The following is a 19724-nucleotide window of genomic DNA, read 5'->3' on the forward strand; positions in this document are numbered from 1 at the left end:
GAAGGGCGCACAGTGGTACGCCCTACCAGGCTGCAACTTAGAACTGGTAAACCAGACCCAGCGCCACAATGTCGTCGGTGTTGATGCCGGCTGCATTAGTGAAGTTGTTGTCGTCCAGCATGTTGATCTGGTAATCAACATAGGTCGACATGTTTTTGTTGAAGTAGTAAGTCGCACCCACATCAATATATTTTTTCAGGTTCTGATCGCCGTAGTTCTCCACGTTGCCGCGAGAAGAGACGAACGCCAGGGATGGGCGCAGACCGAAGTCGAACTGGTACTGTGCCACCAATTCCCAGTTATCCGCTGTATCTGCGTAACCAAAAGAGGTCGCATCGCTTGAACCAAAGCGCGTCGCGTTGTACGAACGGGTGTACATCGCGGCCAGATACACGTTGTTGGCGTCATATTTCAGGCCGCCGGTGTAAGCAGAAGCTTTGTCACCACGACCAAGGATAGCGCCGGTGTTCTGATTGTTAGTACGGTCAGACTGGAACATCGCTGCACCGATACCGAAACCGGAACCGATGTCATAAGTGGTGCTCAGGCCGTAACCATCACCGTTCTCACCCAGCACATCACGACCGCTAGCGGATTCAGTTGGGTTATCGTTTTTGCCCTGATACTGGACCGCAAAGTTCCAGCCATCCACCAGGCCAAAGAAGTTGGTGTTGCGGTAGGTCGCCATGCCGTTACCGCGCTGGAACATGTAGTTGTCCGCGCCGTAGGTATCGCCACCGAACTCTGGCAATACGTCAGTCCAGCCAGAAACATCATAGATCACGCCATAGTTACGACCGTAATCGAATGAACCGGCATCACCGAATTTCACACCGGCAAAACCGACACGCGTAAAGCTGTTGGCGGTGCCTTCGTTTTCAGAGGTGTTCAGTGCAGCCTGGTATTCCCACTGGCCATAACCGGTCAGTTGGTCTGTGACCTGAGTTTCACCTTTGAAGCCGAAACGCAGGTAAGACTGATCACCGTCAGAACCTGAGTTGTCGGAGAAATAGTGCAGACCATCGACTTTACCGTAGAGGTCTAATTTGTTGCCATCTTTGTTGTAAATTTCAGCTGCGCTTGCTGAACCTGCAACCAGCAATGCAGGGATCATCAGGGAGAGAACGCGACGTTTCATTTTATTACCCTCTTTAATGTGCCTTTATTTATGCCACTGCAAACTGAACGATTAAAAATTCAGCCGGCAAGCCATTGTTATTTTATACGGGGCAATAATCTATCACGAAAATGATACTAAATTTCCAAAAGTGTTTCATTGTATTTAATAGTTATTTCTAAATGTAAATATCGTGGAACTAATAATCAGCACGGATCAACAAAAAATACAGCACATATTGGCAATCGATTATTTATTCATTTAATAACAACAGGTTAAATTGATATCCCTTGCCGCACTGAATGATAAAACTAAAATCACTTCAGCGCATACAATTACTCCCGCTATCATCATTTATTTCATTATTTCCTTCATTCACCCCGAATGAGATGTTTTACCCTAATTCCCGCCGGACATGTTTGTCCGGCATTTTTTTTGCCAAAATCACGCATCCCCGCGTAATTTTAAGTAAAGTTAGTTGATTGGGTTAAATTAACACAATCTCTCCAGCGCATTATTAGCTATTTTTCGCACTTTTTGTTCAATCGATAGCCATCATTCTGCAATGTTAATTTCTGTGCGTAATTAAGAATACTGGAATATTCTCTGGTCCAGACTCCCTCCTATTAGCCTACATGAGTTTTCTCTTATTCAATTGGTTAAGGCAAAGTGCCGCGCGGATTTATTACCGATGGTGGTTTTATATTCATCCTGTTCCATCATGAAATTTCAATTTGCGACCGATTGTGCGAGGCAGGAAGGTCGTTCAGGTGCCAGGAAAGTTCTGGAAAAGCGTTACGCCATGCCAAAACTCGGTAATATGCCTGTTTCTGACGTTCATCTTTTCCGAACTCAACGGTTCTGAACAGCGGTGTGACGTCAGCTTTAATGCTAAACTTCGTCGCTTTAACGGCTATTGATAAGACTTTTATGACAGCACTGGACGCCGCACAGCACAATCATTTGCATCAGCGTGTCAACATGGGTACACGCATCGTCTTTCTGATCGCCGGACTTTGCATGTCGGCATGGGCGCCATTGGTTCCCTTTGCCAGCCAGCGTCTGGCACTGAGCGGCGCATCCTTAGGTGGGCTGCTGCTGTGCCTCGGTGTGGGGTCACTGGCAGCGATGCCGATCACCGGTGCGTTAATCGCCCGCGTGGGCGGTCGTCGAGTGATGTTATGTTCCACGTTAGTGGTGCTGGCGATCCTGCCACTGCTTACTCTGCTCAATGTGATGTGGTTGATGGCTGCGGCACTGATGATCTTCGGTGCCGGGTTGGGCATGCTGGATGTCGCCATGAATGTGCAGGCCGTTGAAGTGGAGAAAGCTGCACGCAAGCCGATGATGTCGGGTTTCCATGGTTTCTTCAGCCTTGGCGGGATTATTGGTGCCGGTAGCGTCAGTTTGTTGCTGGCCAGTGGTCTCTCTCCCCTACATGCCGTCGCGGTGGTGATGGTGTTAATCGTGGTGCTGCTGGTGTTCAGCTTGCCAACGTTAATGACTGAACGGTTGCATCAGCCGGATCAACCCTGGCTGGTGATCCCACGCGGTTGGGTCGCCTTCCTGGGGTTACTGTGCTTCATTCTGTTTTTGGCAGAAGGCGCGGTGCTCGACTGGAGCGCCCTGCTGTTACTGCAAAACACAGAGATGGACGTAGCACATGCGGGATTGGGCTATGCCATCTTCTCCGTGGCGATGACAATCGGCCGTCTCACCGGTGATAAAGTCATTCAACGTTTTGGCCGCTATCCCGTCATGGTCACGGGTGCGTTAGCCGCTGCAGCGGGTATGACGCTGGCGGTGCTACTGCCGTGGCCACAGGTTGCACTGCTGGCTTTCCTGCTGGTGGGATTCGGCTTAGCCAACACCGTGCCAATGCTATTTAATGCGGCCGGGAATCAACACGATATGCCGTCGAATCTGGCGATTTCTGCCATGACAACATTAGGCTATGCAGGTATTCTTTCAGGTCCGGCTTTAATCGGATTTATTTCCCAGTGGCTCAGTTTGAGTGGCGCATTTTTATTGATCGCCCTGCTGCTGCTGGCCGTTGCCGCCAGTGCTCGCCTGGTGGCGCGCTAATCGCAGGATCCTGAGACACTATGCTGCCTTACAAATTTCCGCTGACCTCGGGTAACGTCACCCGCTTCTTCGTGGTGTTCAACCTGGTGCTGTTTCTGGCACTGGGTGCCATGGTGCACAACAGCGTTAACGCCTGGATTACTGAGAAGCGTTACGCGATGACCGATTTAGCGCGTGCAGTACAAAAACGTATCGATGCCTCGCGTTTCGCGACCTGGCAGATTTATGAAAATCTCGCCACCAGCGCGGCCGGATCTGCGCCCAATGCCAATCTGCAGGAAACCCGCCTGCGCCCGGATGTTTATTATCTGGAAAAGACGCGCCGTAAAACGGAGGCGCTGATCTTTGGCTCCCACGACAGCAGCACGCTGGATATGACAATGCGCATGTCCAACTACCTCGATACACTGTGGGGCGCAGAGAATCCAACCTGGTCAATGTATTTCCTTAATGGCCAGGACAACAGCTTGATCATGATCTCGACGCTGCCGTTGAAAGACATGGCAACGCGTTATAAAGAGAGCGCCATCAATACGCTGGTTGACAGCCGCCGTGCCGAGATGCTGCAACAGGCCAATGCGCTGGACGAGCGTGAAAGCTTTTCACCGCTGCGCCATTTCGCCTGGCAGAATGATCACTACTTTACCCTGCGTACGACCTTCAACCAGCCTGGTCACCTCGCCACGGTGGTCGCTTTTGATCTGCCGATCAACGATTTGATCCCACACAGCATGCCGCTAGAAAACTTCCAGTTAATTCAGGATGCCACGCAATCTTCCAGCACCAGCAGCGACGATACCACCAGCGAAACGACATCGGTTTCACTGGCGAATCCCAATCTCGAAATTGCAGCGTCACTGCCCAGCACTTCGCTGCAGTTGGTCTATCGCGTGCCGCTCACCAGCCTCGCTTTGGATACCCTGCATAATCTGATGTGGCCGCTGTTGATCAATCTGGTGCTGTTACTGCTCTCGATTGCCGGCATCACCTTATTGCGCCAGCAGTCACTGCGCCCGAACGAGAACCAAAGCGCCGAATTGGATTCGCTGCGCATGCTGAATGAAGAGATTGTTGCGAGCCTGCCGGTGGGTTTGCTGGTATATGACTTCGCCACCAATCGCACGCTGTTAAGCAACAAAATTGCCGAGCATCTGTTGCCCCATCTGAACCTGCAGAAAATCATCAATATGTCCGATCAGCATCAGGGCGTGCTGCAGGCCACCATCAACAACGAGGTGTATGAGATCCGCCACGCCCGTAGCGTGCTGTCACCGCATACTCAACTGTTTATGATGCGCGATCAGGACCGTGAATTGCTGGTGAATAAAAAGCTGCAGAAGGCACAGCAGGTGTTGGATCGTAATCATCAGATGCGTCAGCAGTTGATGCAAAATCTCGGTCACGCCCTCAACCGTCCGCTCGAGAGCATGGTGGCGCAACTGGTGCAACTCAGCCAGCGTGATGACGATGAAAGCGTGCTGGATTTGCTGGATGAAAGTCAGGGACTGTCTCGTTTGGTCGATGACATTGTGTTGCTGAATCGCCTGGAAGCACACGACTGGTCGCCGGATGCCAGCGTGTTCAATTTGCAGGAGTTGCTAGACGACATCGCGCTGGAAAGCCTACCGCTGATGCGCCGTAAAGGGCTGGCGCTGGTAGTCAACAACCATCTGGCGAACGACGAGATGCGCTTTGGCGATCGCCGTGCACTGCGCAAAGTCCTGACCACCCTGATGCACTATGCGCTAACCACCACGCAGTGGGGCAAGATTACGCTGGAGATTAAAGCCAGTGAGAACAAACCCAACTCAGTGCTGCTGCAACTGGTGGATACCGGCTCCGGCCTGAGCGTCGATGAGCTGGCGAATGTTGATTTCCCGTATCTGGGCGAAACCACCCAGGATCGTTACGGCCAGGCCTCTGGCATGGCATTTTTCCTCTGCAAGCAGCTGTGCAAGCAGATGGGTGGCCAGCTGGAGATCATCGCCAAGCCCGATATCGGCACGCGCTATAATATTCAGCTGCCCCTCGCGCTGGAACTGCAGGGCGAGCAGGAAGAGAAACTGCTGGAGGGCGTGACCGCGCTGGTTGATATCGCCGTCGAAGATGTGCACAAAATTGTTTGCCGCCAGTTAGAAAACTGGGGAGCGAATTGCCTGACCTCTGACGAACGTTTATCCGGTCAGGATCATGATGTGCTGATCACTGACGATCCCGCCCGCCTCAATGGCTGGGCTCTGCTATTAGCCGGTGACGAAATGGGTCACCACGCATTGAACGATCAGCAATACCGGGTCAATTTCAATCTCAGCAATGCGCTGCTTGACGCGCTGCTGGCACTGATTGAAAAGCAAATGGCTCATGATTTGATGGAGGAAAGTAGTGAAGATGAGGCTGCCACGCCGCTGATGAGCGGAGGCTATTTCCAGCTGTTTACCGAGACAGTACCGCCTGATGTGAAGAGACTGTATACTGAGGCAGCGGAGAAGGATTATCCCTCGCTTGCTCAGACTGCACATCGCCTGAAAGGCGTGTTCGCCATGCTAAATCTGGTTCCAGGTAAACAGCTTTGTGAAGAGTTAGAACATCACATAAAACTATGTGAAGATTTAACCATTATAAATACCACCAGTGAAATTGACGCATACGTCAACCAACTGCTGCAGCAAGGTAACCCATAAGATGAATAACCTGAATGTAATTATTGCCGATGACCATCCGATTGTTCTGTTCGGTATCCGTAAGTCTCTGGAACAGATCGAATGGGTCAACGTTGTAGGTGAGTTTGAAGACTCAACAGCACTGATTAACAGCTTGTCCAAACTGGATGCTAACGTTCTGATTACCGATCTCTCTATGCCAGGCGAGAAATACGGTGATGGCATCACACTGATTAAGTACATCAAACGCCACTATCCGGATCTCTCAATTATCGTTCTGACCATGAACAATAACCCAGCGATCCTGAGCGCCGTATTGGATCTGGATATCGAAGGGATTGTACTGAAGCAAGGTGCACCGACCGATCTGCCAAAAGCACTGGCAGCCCTGCAGAAAGGCAAAAAATATACGCCTGAAAGCGTGGCGAAACTGCTGGAGAAAATCAGTGCTGGCGGTTACGGAGACAAACGTCTGTCGCCGAAAGAGAGTGAAGTTCTGCGCCTGTTTGCAGAAGGTTTCCTGGTAACGGAAATCGCTAAAAAACTGAACCGCAGTATCAAAACCATCAGTAGCCAGAAGAAATCGGCGATGATGAAGCTCGGGGTGGAAAATGATATCGCCCTGCTGAATTACCTCTCTTCCGTGAGCGCGACTCAGGTTGAAAGAGATTAAGAAGTCAAAAAGGCGCACTTCGGTGCGCCTGTTCTTTTGTACTACCCTTTCCTGCTTTTTCTTACCCGCTCGGCGTAGATTGCCAACGTGGATTTCAACACATCAAGCGTAACAGGCTTGGATAGGCAGTTATCCATCCCGGCATCCATACAGCGTTGCTTCTCTTCTGCCAACGCATTGGCCGTCACCCCAATCACCGGGAAGGCATGGCCCAGCTGACGCAGGCGCTGCGTCAGGCGATAACCATCCATATTCGGCATATTGACGTCACTCAGCACAATATCAATGTGATTACGGCTCAGCACGTTCAGCGCATCGACCCCATCCTGTGCGGTTTTGGTTTGATAGCCCAGTGTGCCGAGCTGCTCGGAGAGCAACATACGATTAATCGGGTGATCATCAACAATCAGTACCATAATGTCATCGTAACGGTTGGCCTCTTGCGGTGCGGCCAACTGCAACGGCGTGCTGGTTTCGCTATCAATATTGATGCGATAGATGCGGCCAAGTAATGAAGGCAGATCGTGCAGCATCGCACTGCTCTGCACCCACTGACCCGGCGCGGTTTCCTGCGGCATATCGATGTGCTGACCGCAGATGTGAATCTGCGCGCGCACGGCCTGTGGCACCGTATCCTGATGGTCACTAATAATCACATCGTCGCTACCGGCATTACCCTGATAATGCGCGATCGTAATACCCTGTTGCTGCAACAGACGTAGCAGGAAGACCGCGAGATAATCATTGCGCATATCCAGCCAGATGGCTTTTTCCTGCAAACCATCCAGCAGCGGCGGCGCAGGCTGTTGTCCCGCGTAAATGGGGATACGGATGATAAACTGGCTACCCATGCCCGGCTCAGAGTCGACCTCAATATCACCGTCCATCATGTTGATCAGCTTTTCACAGATCGCCAGACCCAGCCCGGTGCCCTGGAAATTGCGCTGTACGCCAGAGCCCACCTGGAAGAAGGGATCGAACAGACGCGTCACTTCTTTCGCAGGAATACCGACGCCGGTATCGCGCACGCGGAAGGCTAAATAACCATCGTTGACATAGGCATGCAAAATAATGCAGCCAGTATGGGTGAACTTGATGGCGTTATTCAGCAGGTTAGAAATGACCTGCTGCAGACGCATTGGATCGCCATCCATCGTCAGCGGCACATCGTTTTCAATCATGACATATAACGTCAGGCGTTTACGCACCACCAGCGACAGATAGTTGCTGGCGATGTGATTGACCACCTCACGTGGCGAGAACGGGCGCGGCTCAATTTTCAGCTGCTCCGACTCAATTTTCGAGAAATCGAGAATATCACTGATAATTTTCAGCAGCAGGCTCGACGAGTTGTTCATCGCCGTTACCAGCGATTCGACGCCTTTCGGCAACGACTTGGTTTGCAGCAGGTCGAGGTTACCGATAATGCCGTACAACGGAGTACGCAGCTCATGGCTGACGGTGGCAAGGAACATGGATTTGGACTGGCTGGCCTGCTCTGCCGCATGCGCCATCTCCTGCAACGACTGCTCCATGCGCACACGCGCTGAGACATCGACCAGCACGCAAATCGCTACGTTTTCATTACGATAGCGTGAATGCACAAAGCTGATTTGCAGGTTGGTATTGGTGCCGGTGAGCACATCGACAAAGTTGACCTGCTGCCCCCCGATAATCTCATTCAGACGCTGGCGATCTTCCTGCGTCAGCAGCGTCAGGTAGTTGTGCGCCAGTTCATTACTCAGAATATTGGTGCCATCGCTGGTGCGCAAAATACAGATGCCAACCGGTGCCGAAGCGACAATTTTGCGGTTGAACTGCTCGTGCTCTTCCAGCCGATGTGCGTTGTCTTCCGCCGGCAGGAACATGCGACGTTCGAAAACCCATGCCAGCGTAAACAGGATCAGTGCACTGAGGATGTTAAGCAACAGGGCGTTAATCAGCATGAGCTTGAGCTGATCCACCAGCACATCGGTTGAAAGTGACCACACGACGTTGAGATTGGAGGGCGGCAGCGGCTTTTTCAGCACCAGTTGGTGATAGCTATTGAGATAGCCAAACCAGGTGCTGTCATCCGGCAGATCATCCAACGCATAACCCGGCCCACCGCGTCGCGAACTCAACAGCGGACGATAATTCTCGTCAGTGATGGTGGCAACCAGCGGCAATCCGCCTGGCTGAATAAACTCATCAAGACGGATATTTTGTTCCACGCCCAGCAACGCCTGCAGCTTGTTAGCCACATAAACCGGCATCACCATATAGAAATTACCGACGCCAGGCTGGCTGCTCGGTGTGATCCAATACATCGGATTACGGCGTTCTTCTTCGTTGCCGCTGCGATAGTGCAGCACACGCTCACGCAGTGCCTTCAGGCTACGTTCACGATCGACCGAATTGTTATTACCAATGGCAAAATCCGCCAGACACTGGTTTTCACCCCCAATAAAGAACACCCGGTTGAGTTCGTAGGCGGAGGCAAAGTTGCTTTTCCAGTAATTGATGAAGTAGCCCAGCGAATCGAGCGAGTTGCGCCAGGTATTGCTCATTGAGGTGCAGTCACCATCGGAAAACAGCGGCGTGAACTGCGGCAAGGTACTTTTGCCTGCAGGCAGGCCATTCAGCACATCAAGACCATTGCTGCTGTTGCCCAGACGATTTTCCGTGATGTACTTCAGTTCACGCATCACGTCAGCAGAATGGCGTACATACCATTCGGCCTGGCCATAATTGGTCGCAAACTCTTGACGTACCGCATTCTCTTTCTCGTGTAGCACGTTGATGATGAAAAAAGTGGTCAGCAACGCACCCAGCGTCCAAAGCAGCAACGCCAGCGCACGGAACAGATAGCGCGAGATGCGAAGCGTGGTGCGAAAGGAGACGAGATATTTCAAAAGAGGCTCACTGGCGGTAAGGGGTTGTCAGGAAGTTGAAAAACTCTCATACACTAGCTTTATCGGCCCGAAAAAGCCAGTTGGTGCGCGACTTTGGGAGTAAAACTCAGATAAAAAAACGGCAGGTCGGTTGCCCTGACCTGCCGCTGTTCTTCACCGCTGCGGATTACTCTTCTTCATCCACTTCAGGTGCATCGTCGTCGTTGTCGACTTCCGGCGCGATATCCTCTTCGCCTTCTGCGACGCTGCCGTCGATGGCGTCGAGTTCTTCCTCTTCCACCGGCTCAGCGACACGTTGCAGACCCACAACGTTTTCGTCTTCAGCGGTACGAATCAGAATCACGCCCTGGGTGTTACGTCCGACTACGCTGACTTCTGATACGCGGGTACGCACCAGCGTACCGGCATCGGTAATCATCATAATCTGATCGCCATCCACCACCTGCACCGCGCCAATCACTGGCCCGTTACGTTCGGTGACTTTAATCGAGATCACACCCTGTGTTGCACGCGACTTGGTTGGGTATTCGCTATTCGCCGTACGCTTACCGTAACCGTTTTGCGTCACGGTGAGGATGGCGCCCTCTTCACGTGGCACGATCAGGGAGACCACTTTATCGCCTTCGGCCAGCTTGATACCACGCACGCCCGAGGCTGAACGGCCCATGGCACGTACTGCGGTCTCAGCGAAGCGCACCACTTTACCCGCTGCAGAGAACAGCATCGCTTCATCGCTACCGTTGGTCAGTGCAACACCGATCAATTCATCATCTTCACGCAGGTTGATGGCGATGATACCGGCGCTGCGTGGGCGGCTAAATTCCTGCAGAGCGGTTTTCTTCACGGTACCGTCAGCGGTGGCCATGAAGATGTTAAAGCCTTCGGTGTACTCACGCACTGGCAGAATAGCGGTGATACGTTCGTTGGCTTCAAGTGGCAGCAGGTTAACAATTGGGCGACCACGTGCACCACGACTCGCTTCTGGCAACTGGTAAACTTTCATCCAGTAGAGGCGGCCACGGCTGGAGAAGCACAGAATGGTGTCGTGGGTGTTGGCCACCAGCAGACGATCAATAAAGTCTTCTTCTTTAATACGTGCTGCGGATTTGCCTTTGCCACCACGACGCTGCGCTTCATAGTCAGTCAGCGGCTGGTATTTGACATAACCCTGATGCGACAGCGTGACCACAACATCTTCCTGATTAATCAGGTCTTCAATGTTGATGTCGGCGCTGTTGGCGGTAATTTCAGTACGACGCTCATCACCAAACTGATCGCGCATTGCCACCAGCTCTTCGCGGATGACTTCCATCAGACGCTCGGCGCTCTGCAGGATGTGGATCAGTTCTGCGATCTGGTCCAGCAGCTCTTTGTATTCGTCGAGCAGCTTTTCGTGCTCAAGGCCGGTCAGTTTCTGCAGACGCAGATCCAGAATTGCCTGAGCTTGCTGTTCAGTCAGGTAGTACTGACCGTCACGAATACCGAACTGGGCTTCCAGCCATTCTGGACGTGCTGCGTCATCGCCCGCACGTTCCAGCATGGTGGCGACGTTGCCCAGATCCCATGGCTGTGCCAACAGGCCCGCTTTCGCTTCAGCTGGGGTGGGCGCACGACGAATCAGTTCGATAATCGGATCGATGTTGGCCAGCGCAATGGCCAGACCTTCAAGGATGTGTGCACGGTCACGCGCTTTGCGCAGTTCGAAAATGGTACGGCGCGTCACCACTTCACGGCGGTGGCGCACGAAGGCTTCAATGATGCCTTTCAGCGTCATGATCTTCGGCTGGCCCTGATGCAGTGCCACCATGTTGATGCCGAAGGAGACTTGCAGTTGCGTCAGCGAATAGAGGTTGTTGAGCACCACTTCACCGACCGCATCGCGTTTGATCTCGATGACGATACGCATACCGTCTTTATCGGATTCATCACGCAGGCCGCTAATGCCTTCAACACGCTTCTCTTTTACCAGCTCGGCAATTTTCTCGATCAGGCGCGCTTTGTTTACCTGATACGGGATTTCATTGACGATGATGGTTTCGCGGCCGGTTTTTGCGTCGGTTTCAATCTCACCGCGTGCGCGGATGTAAATTTTACCGCGACCGGTGCGATAGGCTTCTTCGATACCACGACGACCGTTGATGAACGCCGCAGTCGGGAAGTCAGGGCCGGTGATGTGTTCCATCAGGCCTTCAACAGTGATGTCTTCGTCTTCGATGAAGGCGAGGCAGCCGTTGATCACTTCCGTCAGGTTGTGCGGTGGAATGTTGGTCGCCATACCTACGGCGATACCGGACGAGCCGTTCACCAGCAGGTTAGGAATTTTGGTCGGCAGAACTTCAGGAATCTGCTCGGTGCCATCGTAGTTCGGCACAAAATCGACGGTCTCTTTTTCGAGGTCCGCCAGCAGTTCAGAAGAGATCTTCGCCATACGCACTTCGGTATAACGCATCGCTGCGGCGGAGTCGCCATCAACGGAACCGAAGTTACCCTGACCATCTACCAGCATGTAGCGCAGGGAGAACGGCTGGGCCATACGAACGATACTTTCGTATACCGCGGAATCACCGTGTGGGTGATATTTACCGATCACGTCACCGACCACACGGGCCGATTTCTTATAAGGTTTGTTCCAGTCGTTACCCAGTTCGCTCATGGCAAAAAGCACACGGCGGTGCACCGGCTTCAAGCCATCACGCACATCGGGTAAAGCTCGGCCAACGATGACCGACATGGCGTAATCGAGGTAGGAGTTTTTTAACTCTTCTTCGATATTGACCGGTGTAATTTCTCTCGCAAGGTCGCTCATGGAGCCGCTATCCCTCTACATAATGCCGGTTTTTAATGGTGCGAAAGTATATCACAGTGGTTGCCCTCGGTGAACGTAAAGCGGGGTTTAATGCCGCTTTTCCTTGCAGGTGAGAGATGCGCTAGCAAGAGTTAAGCGTTTATACTGAGGGAATATTTTGTCAGGAGTCGTGATTCAATGAGTGAACAACCGCAGGAAAGCCGCCAAAACGTCGACCACGCTGAGATTGCCAAGTTTGAAGCGGTCGCATCGCGCTGGTGGGATTTAGAGGGTGAATTTAAGCCGTTACACCGCATCAATCCCCTGCGTCTTGGCTGGATTGCCCAGCACAGCAATGGCCTGTTTGGTAAGAAGGTGCTGGATGTCGGCTGCGGCGGCGGTATTTTAGCGGAGAGCATGGCGCGTGAAGGGGCCAACGTGACCGGGCTGGATATGGGGGCGGAGCCGCTGGAAGTGGCGCGGTTACATGCGCTGGAGAGCGGTGTGAGCGTGAACTATGTGCAGCAGACCGTGGAAGATCATGCGGTCAGCCATGCGGGTGCCTATGACGTCGTGACCTGTATGGAAATGCTGGAACACGTTCCTGATCCACGTTCTGTGGTGTTGGCTTGCGCGCAGTTGGTGAAGCCGGGTGGCGAAGTGTTCTTCTCTACCATTAACCGCAATCCAAAGGCATGGTTACTCGCAGTGTTCGGTGCCGAATACGTGATGCGCATGGTGCCGCGCGGCACGCATGACGTGAAAAAGTTTATCCGCCCCTCAGAGTTGCTGAATTGGGTTGATGAGACGCCATTGCGCGAGAGGGGCATGATTGGCCTGCACTACAATCCGCTGACCAATCAGTTCCGTCTGGGGCGTGGTGTGGATGTGAACTATATGGTGCATACCCATCGTCAGGATTGAGTTTTTTGCGTGGATTGGCGAATCGCCGCTGTGGGATCGGTGCATAAGCCAGTAAAGCCCCGCCCGATCGCAAAGGAAACACGCATCCATGCAGATCGGCCGCCGCATCCCTGCGGCGGACGCTTTGCTCTTCGGGCGGGGCTTTACTGGCCCTGAACGTTGATCATGGCTTCGGATTGTCTCTGTAGCAGTGGTGCATCTCTTAGTCATTGCTCATTCAAGAGTTCAACAAGTCATGCCTCTGAGTGTTAAGACGAAATGATGAACGCCCTTACTCGGGAAAAATCCCCTTAAACGCGGTTTTCTTTCTCGGTTCGCTCATCAGCGCCTCTAGCGCCTCGACGCAGGCCAGATAATGCGGCGTTTTCTTGTGTGCTAACACCGCGGCCTCATCCGCATAAGCTTCATAAATAAAGAAGCGTGTCGCTTCACTACTGTCCTGCAAAACGTCAAAACGCAGATTGCCAGGCTCCTGCAGTGCCCCTAAATGATTGAGCTTAAACACCCGCAAAAATTCGTCGATACAGTCGGGCTTCACGTTGATCTCTACCAGCGTTACTTCCATCGGCTTGTTCCTTTCATCACGATTTGCAGAGTGGCAAGCCTGGCCAGGCTCGCTGAATAAAACTCTCGCAGCGATCACAGTTCAAACTTTCAACGATGGGCTAAGCCCTTCATCTGGAGGTGAAAACGCTCACGCACAACTATCTTTGCAGTAACACCCGTTGGGCAGTCGGTGTGGAGCACTCTTTCCTTTTCAACAGGAGTTTCGTGATGACACACGCCCCACATCTGATGGCGCTCGACGCCGGCACCGGTAGCATTCGCGCCGTGATTTTCAATCTTCAGGGTGAGCAAGTCGCGGTGGCGCAGGCTGAATGGCGGCACCTCGCCCTGCCCGATGTGCCAGGCTCAATGGAGTTTGATCTTGAGCACAACTGGCAACTTGCCTGTCAGTGCATTCGACAGGTGCTGCAACAGTCACAATTGCCTGCCAGGTCGATACGAAGCGTGGCCTGCTGTTCAATGCGCGAAGGTATTGTGCTTTACAACAAAGCGGGCGAAGCGATTTGGGCGTGCGCCAATGTCGATGCCCGTGCCAGCCGCGAGGTGAGTGAACTTAAGGAAATTCACCACGGACAGTTTGAGCGAGAAATCTATCAGTGTTCAGGACAAACGCTGGCACTGGGCGCGATGCCGCGTCTGCTGTGGCTGGCGCATCATCGACCTGATGTTTATCGTCAGGCCGCCACCTTAACCATGATCAGCGATTGGCTGGCGAAATGTCTCAGCGGTGAACTCGCCGTGGACCCATCGAACGCCGGCACGACTGGCCTGCTGGATTTGCACACGCGGCAATGGCGCCCTGATCTGTTAGAGATGGCAGGATTGCGCGGGAATATCTTGTCCCCGGTAGCCGAAACCGGCAGCAAGCTAGGAGAGATTACGGCCGAAGCCGCTCGCCAGTGTGGTCTTGAGCAAGGCACGGTGGTTGGCATGGGCGGCGGCGATGTGCAGCTTGGCACTCTGGGGTTAGGCGTCGTGAATGCGGGGGAAACGGCTGTGCTGGGGGGCACTTTCTGGCAACAAGTAGTGAACTTGCCGCAACCACAGGTTGATCCTCAAATGAACATTCGCGTGAATCCGCATGTGATCCCCGGTATGGCACAGGCGGAAGCGATCAGTTTCTTTACCGGCCTAACGATGCGCTGGTTCCGTGATGCCTTTTGCGGCGAAGAGAAACTGCTGGCGGAGCGCCTTGGTGTGGATTGCTACAGCCTGCTGGAAGAGATGGCGGCTCGCGTTCCCGCCGGTTCGTGGGGCGTGATGCCGGTGTTCTCAGATGCGATGCACTTCAACAAGTGGTATCACGCTGCACCTTCCTTTATTAATCTTTCCATCGATCCCGAACGCTGCAATAAACAGACGCTCTTCCGTGCGCTGGAAGAGAATGCTGCGATTGTTTCGGCCTGCAATCTGGATCAGGTGGCCGCCTTTTCCGGTGTCCAAACCTCACAGATCGTGTTTGCTGGTGGCGGTGCGAAGGGCAAATTGTGGAGCCAGATTTTGAGCGATGTCACGGGGCTGACGGTCAAAGTGCCGCAGGTGAAAGAAGCCACCGCTCTGGGCTGCGCTATCGCTGCAGGTGTTGCCGCTGGGGTTTACCGCAGTTTGCAGGAAACGGGACAGCAGTTAGTCCGCTGGGAGCGCGAATTTCACCCCAACGCAGAACACCACCAGCTCTATCAACAGCAAAAAGCCAACTGGCAGAAAGTCTATGCCGACCAACTCACCCTGGTGGACAGTGGGTTAACCACCTCGATGTGGAAAGCACCAGGTTTGTAACTCACTGCTATCCAGATCAATTTCCTTTTAGACGCGTACCACGCTTTTTTGTAGGCTGCATTGGTCACAAAAAATTCATAAGCAATTTTAGATAAGTTCGCTACTGGCGGCCTTGTCAGGGCTTTTTTGACTTCAGAAATTTCCGTGATGAGAAGCTTTGAGCAATAAACACGCGCTCGATCAAAAAGTGAAAAAAAAGTCGTTGGCAGTTGACACCATTGGCAGGCCTTACGGAATGGGGATCCAGGAATTTCGCCACCCCCCTGGACGGATTTTTTCGCGAAAATCAACTCTTGTGATGATCAGAATGCTGACTAGAATACTCACCATATTGTTGTTCAAACTTCCCGCACCCCCTATATATAGTGTTTATCCACAGGCTTACTCACAACGAGCGGCTTGTGCATAGACCTTGTGAATAGATGGGGGATAACTCACTCTTTCATGGACAGGTAAACACGCGACATGAACCAAAGTCTGCTCGTTACTAAACGCGATGGCCGCCAGGAGCGCATTGATCTCGACAAGATTCACCGAGTACTGGATTGGGCCGCTGAAGGGCTGAATAACGTCTCCGTGTCTCAGGTTGAGTTGCGCTCCCACATTCAGTTCTACGATGGAATTCGTACTTCTGATATCCACGAGACCATCATCAAGGCTGCTGCAGACCTGATCTCCCGTGATGCGCCGGATTACCAGTACCTGGCTGCTCGCCTCGCCATCTTCCACCTGCGTAAAAAAGCTTACGGCCAGTTTGAGCCGCCGAAGCTGTACGATCAGGTAGTGAAAATGGTTGAGATGGGCAAATACGATCGCCACCTGCTGGAAGATTACAGCGTAGAAGAGTTCGAGCAGATGGACGGCTTCATCGACCACTGGCGCGACATGAACTTCTCCTACGCTGCGGTGAAGCAGCTGGAAGGTAAATACCTGGCGCAGAACCGTGTGAGTGGTGAAATCTACGAGAGTGCCCAGTTCCTGTATATTCTGGTTGCTGCATGCCTGTTCTCCGGTTATCCGCGTGAGACGCGTATGGATTACGTGCGTCGCTTCTATGATGCCGTGTCTACCTTCAAGATCTCACTGCCGACGCCAATCATGTCGGGCGTACGTACCCCAACCCGTCAGTTCAGCTCTTGCGTACTGATCGAGTGTGGTGACAGCCTTGATTCCATCAATGCCACTTCCAGCGCTATCGTAAAATACGTTTCTCAGCGCGCCGGTATCGGTATCAATGCCGGTCGCATTCGTGCGCTGGGCAGCCCAATCCGTGGCGGCGAAGCCTTCCATACCGGCTGTATCCCGTTCTATAAGCATTTCCAGACGGCAGTGAAGTCCTGCTCACAAGGCGGCGTGCGTGGCGGTGCAGCCACCCTGTTCTACCCGATGTGGCATCTGGAAGTGGAAAGCCTGCTGGTACTGAAAAACAACCGTGGCGTTGAAGGCAACCGCGTACGTCACATGGACTACGGCGTACAGATCAACAAGCTGATGTATACCCGTCTGTTGAAAGGTGAAGAGATCACCCTGTTCAGCCCGTCTGACGTGCCAGGCCTGTACGATGCGTTCTTCGCCGATCAGGACGAGTTTGAGCGTCTGTACACCAAATACGAGAAAGACGACAGCATCCGCAAACAGCGCGTGAAAGCGGTTGAGCTGTTCTCACTGATGATGCAGGAACGTGCTTCTACTGGCCGTATCTACATCCAGAACGTCGATCACTGCAACACCCACAGCCCGTTTGATCCGGCTATCGCGCCCGTCCGCCAGTCTAACCTGTGCCTGGAAATCGCGCTGCCAACCAAACCGCTGAACGATGTGAATGACGAAAGCGGCGAAATCGCGTTGTGTACGCTGTCTGCCTTTAACCTCGGTGCGATTGACAGCCTCGACGATTTGGAAGAGCTGGCGACCCTCGCAGTTCGTGCACTGGATGCGCTGCTGGATTATCAGGATTACCCAATTCCTGCGGCAAAACGCGGCGCAATGGGCCGTCGTACTCTGGGTATTGGCGTGATTAACTACGCTTACTATCTGGCGAAAAACGGCGTGCGTTACTCTGATGGCAGCGCCAACAACCTGACGCATAAAACTTTTGAAGCCATTCAGTATTACCTGCTGAAAGCCTCGAACGAGCTGGCGAAAGAGCAAGGCGCCTGTACGTGGTTCAAAGAGACCACTTACTCACAGGGCATTCTGCCGATCGATACCTATAAAAAGGATCTCGACGCCGTTTGCAGCGAGCCGCTGCACCTGGACTGGGAAGGTCTGCGTGAGTCGATCGTTACGCACGGCCTGCGCAACTCTACGCTCTCCGCGCTGATGCCGTCTGAAACCTCTTCGCAGATTTCAAACGCCACCAACGGCATTGAGCCACCACGCGGTCACATCAGCATCAAAGCATCCAAAGACGGTATTCTGCGTCAGGTGGTGCCAGAGTATGAGCGTCTGAAAGATCAGTACGAACTGCTGTGGGAAATGCCATCTAACGACGGTTACTTGCAGTTGGTTGGTGTGATGCAGAAATTTATCGATCAGGCGATTTCGTCGAACACCAACTACGATCCAAGCCGTTTCGCCAATGGCAAAGTGCCAATGAAACAGCTGCTGAAAGATCTGCTGACCGCGTATAAATTTGGCGTGAAAACCCTGTACTACCAAAACACCCGTGATGGTGCGGAAGATGCGCAGGACGACCTGGCTCCTTCCATTCAGGATGACGGCTGCGAAAGCGGCGCTTGTAAGATTTAATTAGTCAGACGCCCTATCTTGTCAGGGCCGGCAATGGTCGGCCCTCATCACTTTTGGACTTAGCCATGGCTTACACCACATTTTCGCAGAACAAAAACGACCAGCTGTTAGAACCGATGTTCTTCGGCCAGTCAGTGAACGTTGCCCGTTTCGACCAGCAGAAATATGACATCTTTGAAAAGCTGATCGAAAAGCAGCTCTCCTTCTTCTGGCGTCCAGAAGAAGTGGACGTCTCACGCGATCGTATCGATTATCAGGCGCTGCCAGATCACGAAAAACACATTTTTATCAGCAACCTGAAATACCAGACACTGCTGGATTCAATCCAGGGTCGTAGCCCTAACGTGGCCCTGCTGCCGCTGATTTCGATTCCAGAACTCGAAACCTGGATCGAAACCTGGGCGTTTTCTGAGACCATCCACTCGCGCTCTTACACCCATATCATCCGTAACATCGTCAACGATCCTTCACTGGTGTTTGACGACATCGTCACTAACGAGCAGATTCTGGCGCGTGCGCAGGACATCTCGAAGTATTACGACGACCTGATCGAGATGACCAGCTACTGGCATCTGCTGGGAGAAGGCACGCACGAAGTGGCGGGTAAAACCGTGACCGTGAATCTGCGTGCGCTGAAAAAACAGCTGTATATCTGCCTGATGAGCGTTAACGCACTGGAAGCGATTCGCTTCTACGTGAGCTTCGCCTGTTCATTTGCCTTCGCCGAGCGCGAGCTGATGGAAGGTAACGCCAAAATCATCAAACTGATTGCGCGCGATGAGGCTCTGCACCTGACCGGCACTCAGCACATGCTGAACCTGCTGCGCACCGGTGAAGATGATCCTGAAATGAAAGAGATCGCTGCCGAGTGCCGTGATGAGTGTTTCGACCTGTTCAAGAAAGCCGCCGAGCAAGAGAAAGAGTGGGCAGATTATCTGTTCAGCGGTGGCTCAATGATCGGTTTGAACAAAGACATTCTGTGCCAGTACATTGAGTACATCACCAACATCCGCATGCAGGCTGTAGGTCTCGATCTGCCGTTCCAGACGCGTTCTAACCCGATTCCATGGATCAACTCCTGGTTGGTATCGGATAACGTGCAGGTGGCACCGCAGGAAGTGGAAGTCAGTTCTTACCTGGTGGGTCAGATTGATGCCGAAGTCGGCGAAGACGACTTCAACGACTTCCAGCTGTAAGCATGAGCCGTTCTGTTGTTATTCTACGCAGTTCCGGCTCCAGGCTGGAGTGCGCAGAAGATCATCCCAATCTGCTTGCTGCACTGGAAGCGCACAACGTGTGCGTGGAGTTTCAGTGTCGTGAAGGCTACTGCGGATCGTGCCGGATGCGTTTGCTGAAAGGCGAAGTGGCTTACGCGGAAACCCCATTGGCGTTTATTCAACAGGGCGAGATTTTGCCCTGCTGCTGCCGCGCTAAAGGGGAGATTGAGATCGAGCTATAAGCACCGGGTCGCCATCAATGGCGACCCGGT

The 19724-nt window shown here is 52.8% G+C and carries 12 protein-coding genes; 8 read left to right on the forward strand and 4 right to left on the reverse strand.

The features are described 5' to 3' along the window. Positions 1-37: 37 nt before the first annotated feature. The gene (gene ompC / locus ACCW76_RS07275; protein ID WP_436338163.1) at positions 38-1138 is read right to left on the reverse strand and encodes a porin OmpC; all 1101 of its coding nucleotides are present in this window, start codon (positions 1136-1138) and stop codon (positions 38-40) included. A 909-nt stretch (positions 1139-2047) separates the two neighbouring features. On the opposite strand from ompC, the gene ACCW76_RS07280 reads away from it, so the two are divergent. From ACCW76_RS07280 to rcsB, 3 genes are read left to right on the forward strand one after another with little or no spacing between them, the layout of a single operon-like run. Next, positions 2048-3202, forward strand: coding sequence for an MFS transporter (locus tag ACCW76_RS07280; RefSeq protein WP_436338165.1), 1155 nt, complete (start codon positions 2048-2050; stop codon positions 3200-3202). Positions 3203-3225: 23 nt separating this feature from the next. Continuing rightward, complete coding sequence (gene rcsD, locus ACCW76_RS07285; RefSeq protein ID WP_436338225.1) at positions 3226-5883, forward strand: phosphotransferase RcsD; 2658 nt, start codon at positions 3226-3228, stop codon at positions 5881-5883. Position 5884: 1 nt separating this feature from the next. After that, complete coding sequence (rcsB, locus tag ACCW76_RS07290; RefSeq protein ID WP_034825012.1) at positions 5885-6535, forward strand: response regulator transcription factor RcsB; 651 nt, start codon at positions 5885-5887, stop codon at positions 6533-6535. A 41-nt stretch (positions 6536-6576) separates the two neighbouring features. Here the strand turns inward: rcsB and rcsC are convergent, their stop codons facing one another. Beyond that, a complete protein-coding gene (gene rcsC / locus ACCW76_RS07295; protein ID WP_436338166.1) occupies positions 6577-9429 on the reverse strand; it encodes a two-component system sensor histidine kinase RcsC in 2853 nt (950 codons plus the stop codon). 166 nt (positions 9430-9595) lie between these two features. Then, positions 9596-12235, reverse strand: a complete 2640-nt coding sequence (gyrA, locus tag ACCW76_RS07300) for a DNA topoisomerase (ATP-hydrolyzing) subunit A (RefSeq protein WP_436338167.1) — start codon at positions 12233-12235, stop codon at positions 9596-9598. A gap of 177 nt (positions 12236-12412) precedes the next feature. On the opposite strand from gyrA, the gene ubiG reads away from it, so the two are divergent. Further along, positions 12413-13138 carry a bifunctional 2-polyprenyl-6-hydroxyphenol methylase/3-demethylubiquinol 3-O-methyltransferase UbiG gene (ubiG, locus tag ACCW76_RS07305; protein ID WP_038645776.1) on the forward strand — a complete coding sequence of 242 codons (726 nt, stop codon included), beginning with the start codon at positions 12413-12415 and terminating at the stop codon, positions 13136-13138. Between the two features lie 271 nt (positions 13139-13409). On the opposite strand, the gene lsrG is transcribed toward ubiG, so the two are convergent. Further along, the gene (gene lsrG, locus ACCW76_RS07310) at positions 13410-13703 is read right to left on the reverse strand and encodes a (4S)-4-hydroxy-5-phosphonooxypentane-2,3-dione isomerase (protein WP_337023292.1); all 294 of its coding nucleotides are present in this window, start codon (positions 13701-13703) and stop codon (positions 13410-13412) included. Between the two features lie 209 nt (positions 13704-13912). Between lsrG and lsrK the strand changes: the two genes are divergently transcribed. The 4 genes from lsrK to yfaE all read left to right on the forward strand — a co-directional run bounded on the left by lsrK (position 13913) and on the right by yfaE (position 19694). Beyond that, positions 13913-15484 carry an autoinducer-2 kinase gene (gene lsrK, locus ACCW76_RS07315; RefSeq protein ID WP_436338168.1) on the forward strand — a complete coding sequence of 524 codons (1572 nt, stop codon included), beginning with the start codon at positions 13913-13915 and terminating at the stop codon, positions 15482-15484. A 465-nt stretch (positions 15485-15949) separates the two neighbouring features. Next, entirely contained in the window at positions 15950-18235 is a 2286-nt protein-coding gene (nrdA, locus tag ACCW76_RS07320; RefSeq protein WP_097116584.1) for a class 1a ribonucleoside-diphosphate reductase subunit alpha, read from the forward strand. Positions 18236-18300: 65 nt separating this feature from the next. Continuing rightward, positions 18301-19431, forward strand: a complete 1131-nt coding sequence (gene nrdB, locus ACCW76_RS07325) for a class Ia ribonucleoside-diphosphate reductase subunit beta (protein ID WP_034825039.1) — start codon at positions 18301-18303, stop codon at positions 19429-19431. 2 nt (positions 19432-19433) lie between these two features. Further along, a complete protein-coding gene (yfaE, locus tag ACCW76_RS07330; RefSeq protein ID WP_045813639.1) occupies positions 19434-19694 on the forward strand; it encodes a class I ribonucleotide reductase maintenance protein YfaE in 261 nt (86 codons plus the stop codon). Positions 19695-19724: the final 30 nt, after the last annotated feature.

The organism is Pantoea sp. C8B4, assembly GCF_051336905.1.
Classification (GTDB): domain Bacteria; phylum Pseudomonadota; class Gammaproteobacteria; order Enterobacterales; family Enterobacteriaceae; genus Pantoea; species Pantoea rwandensis_B.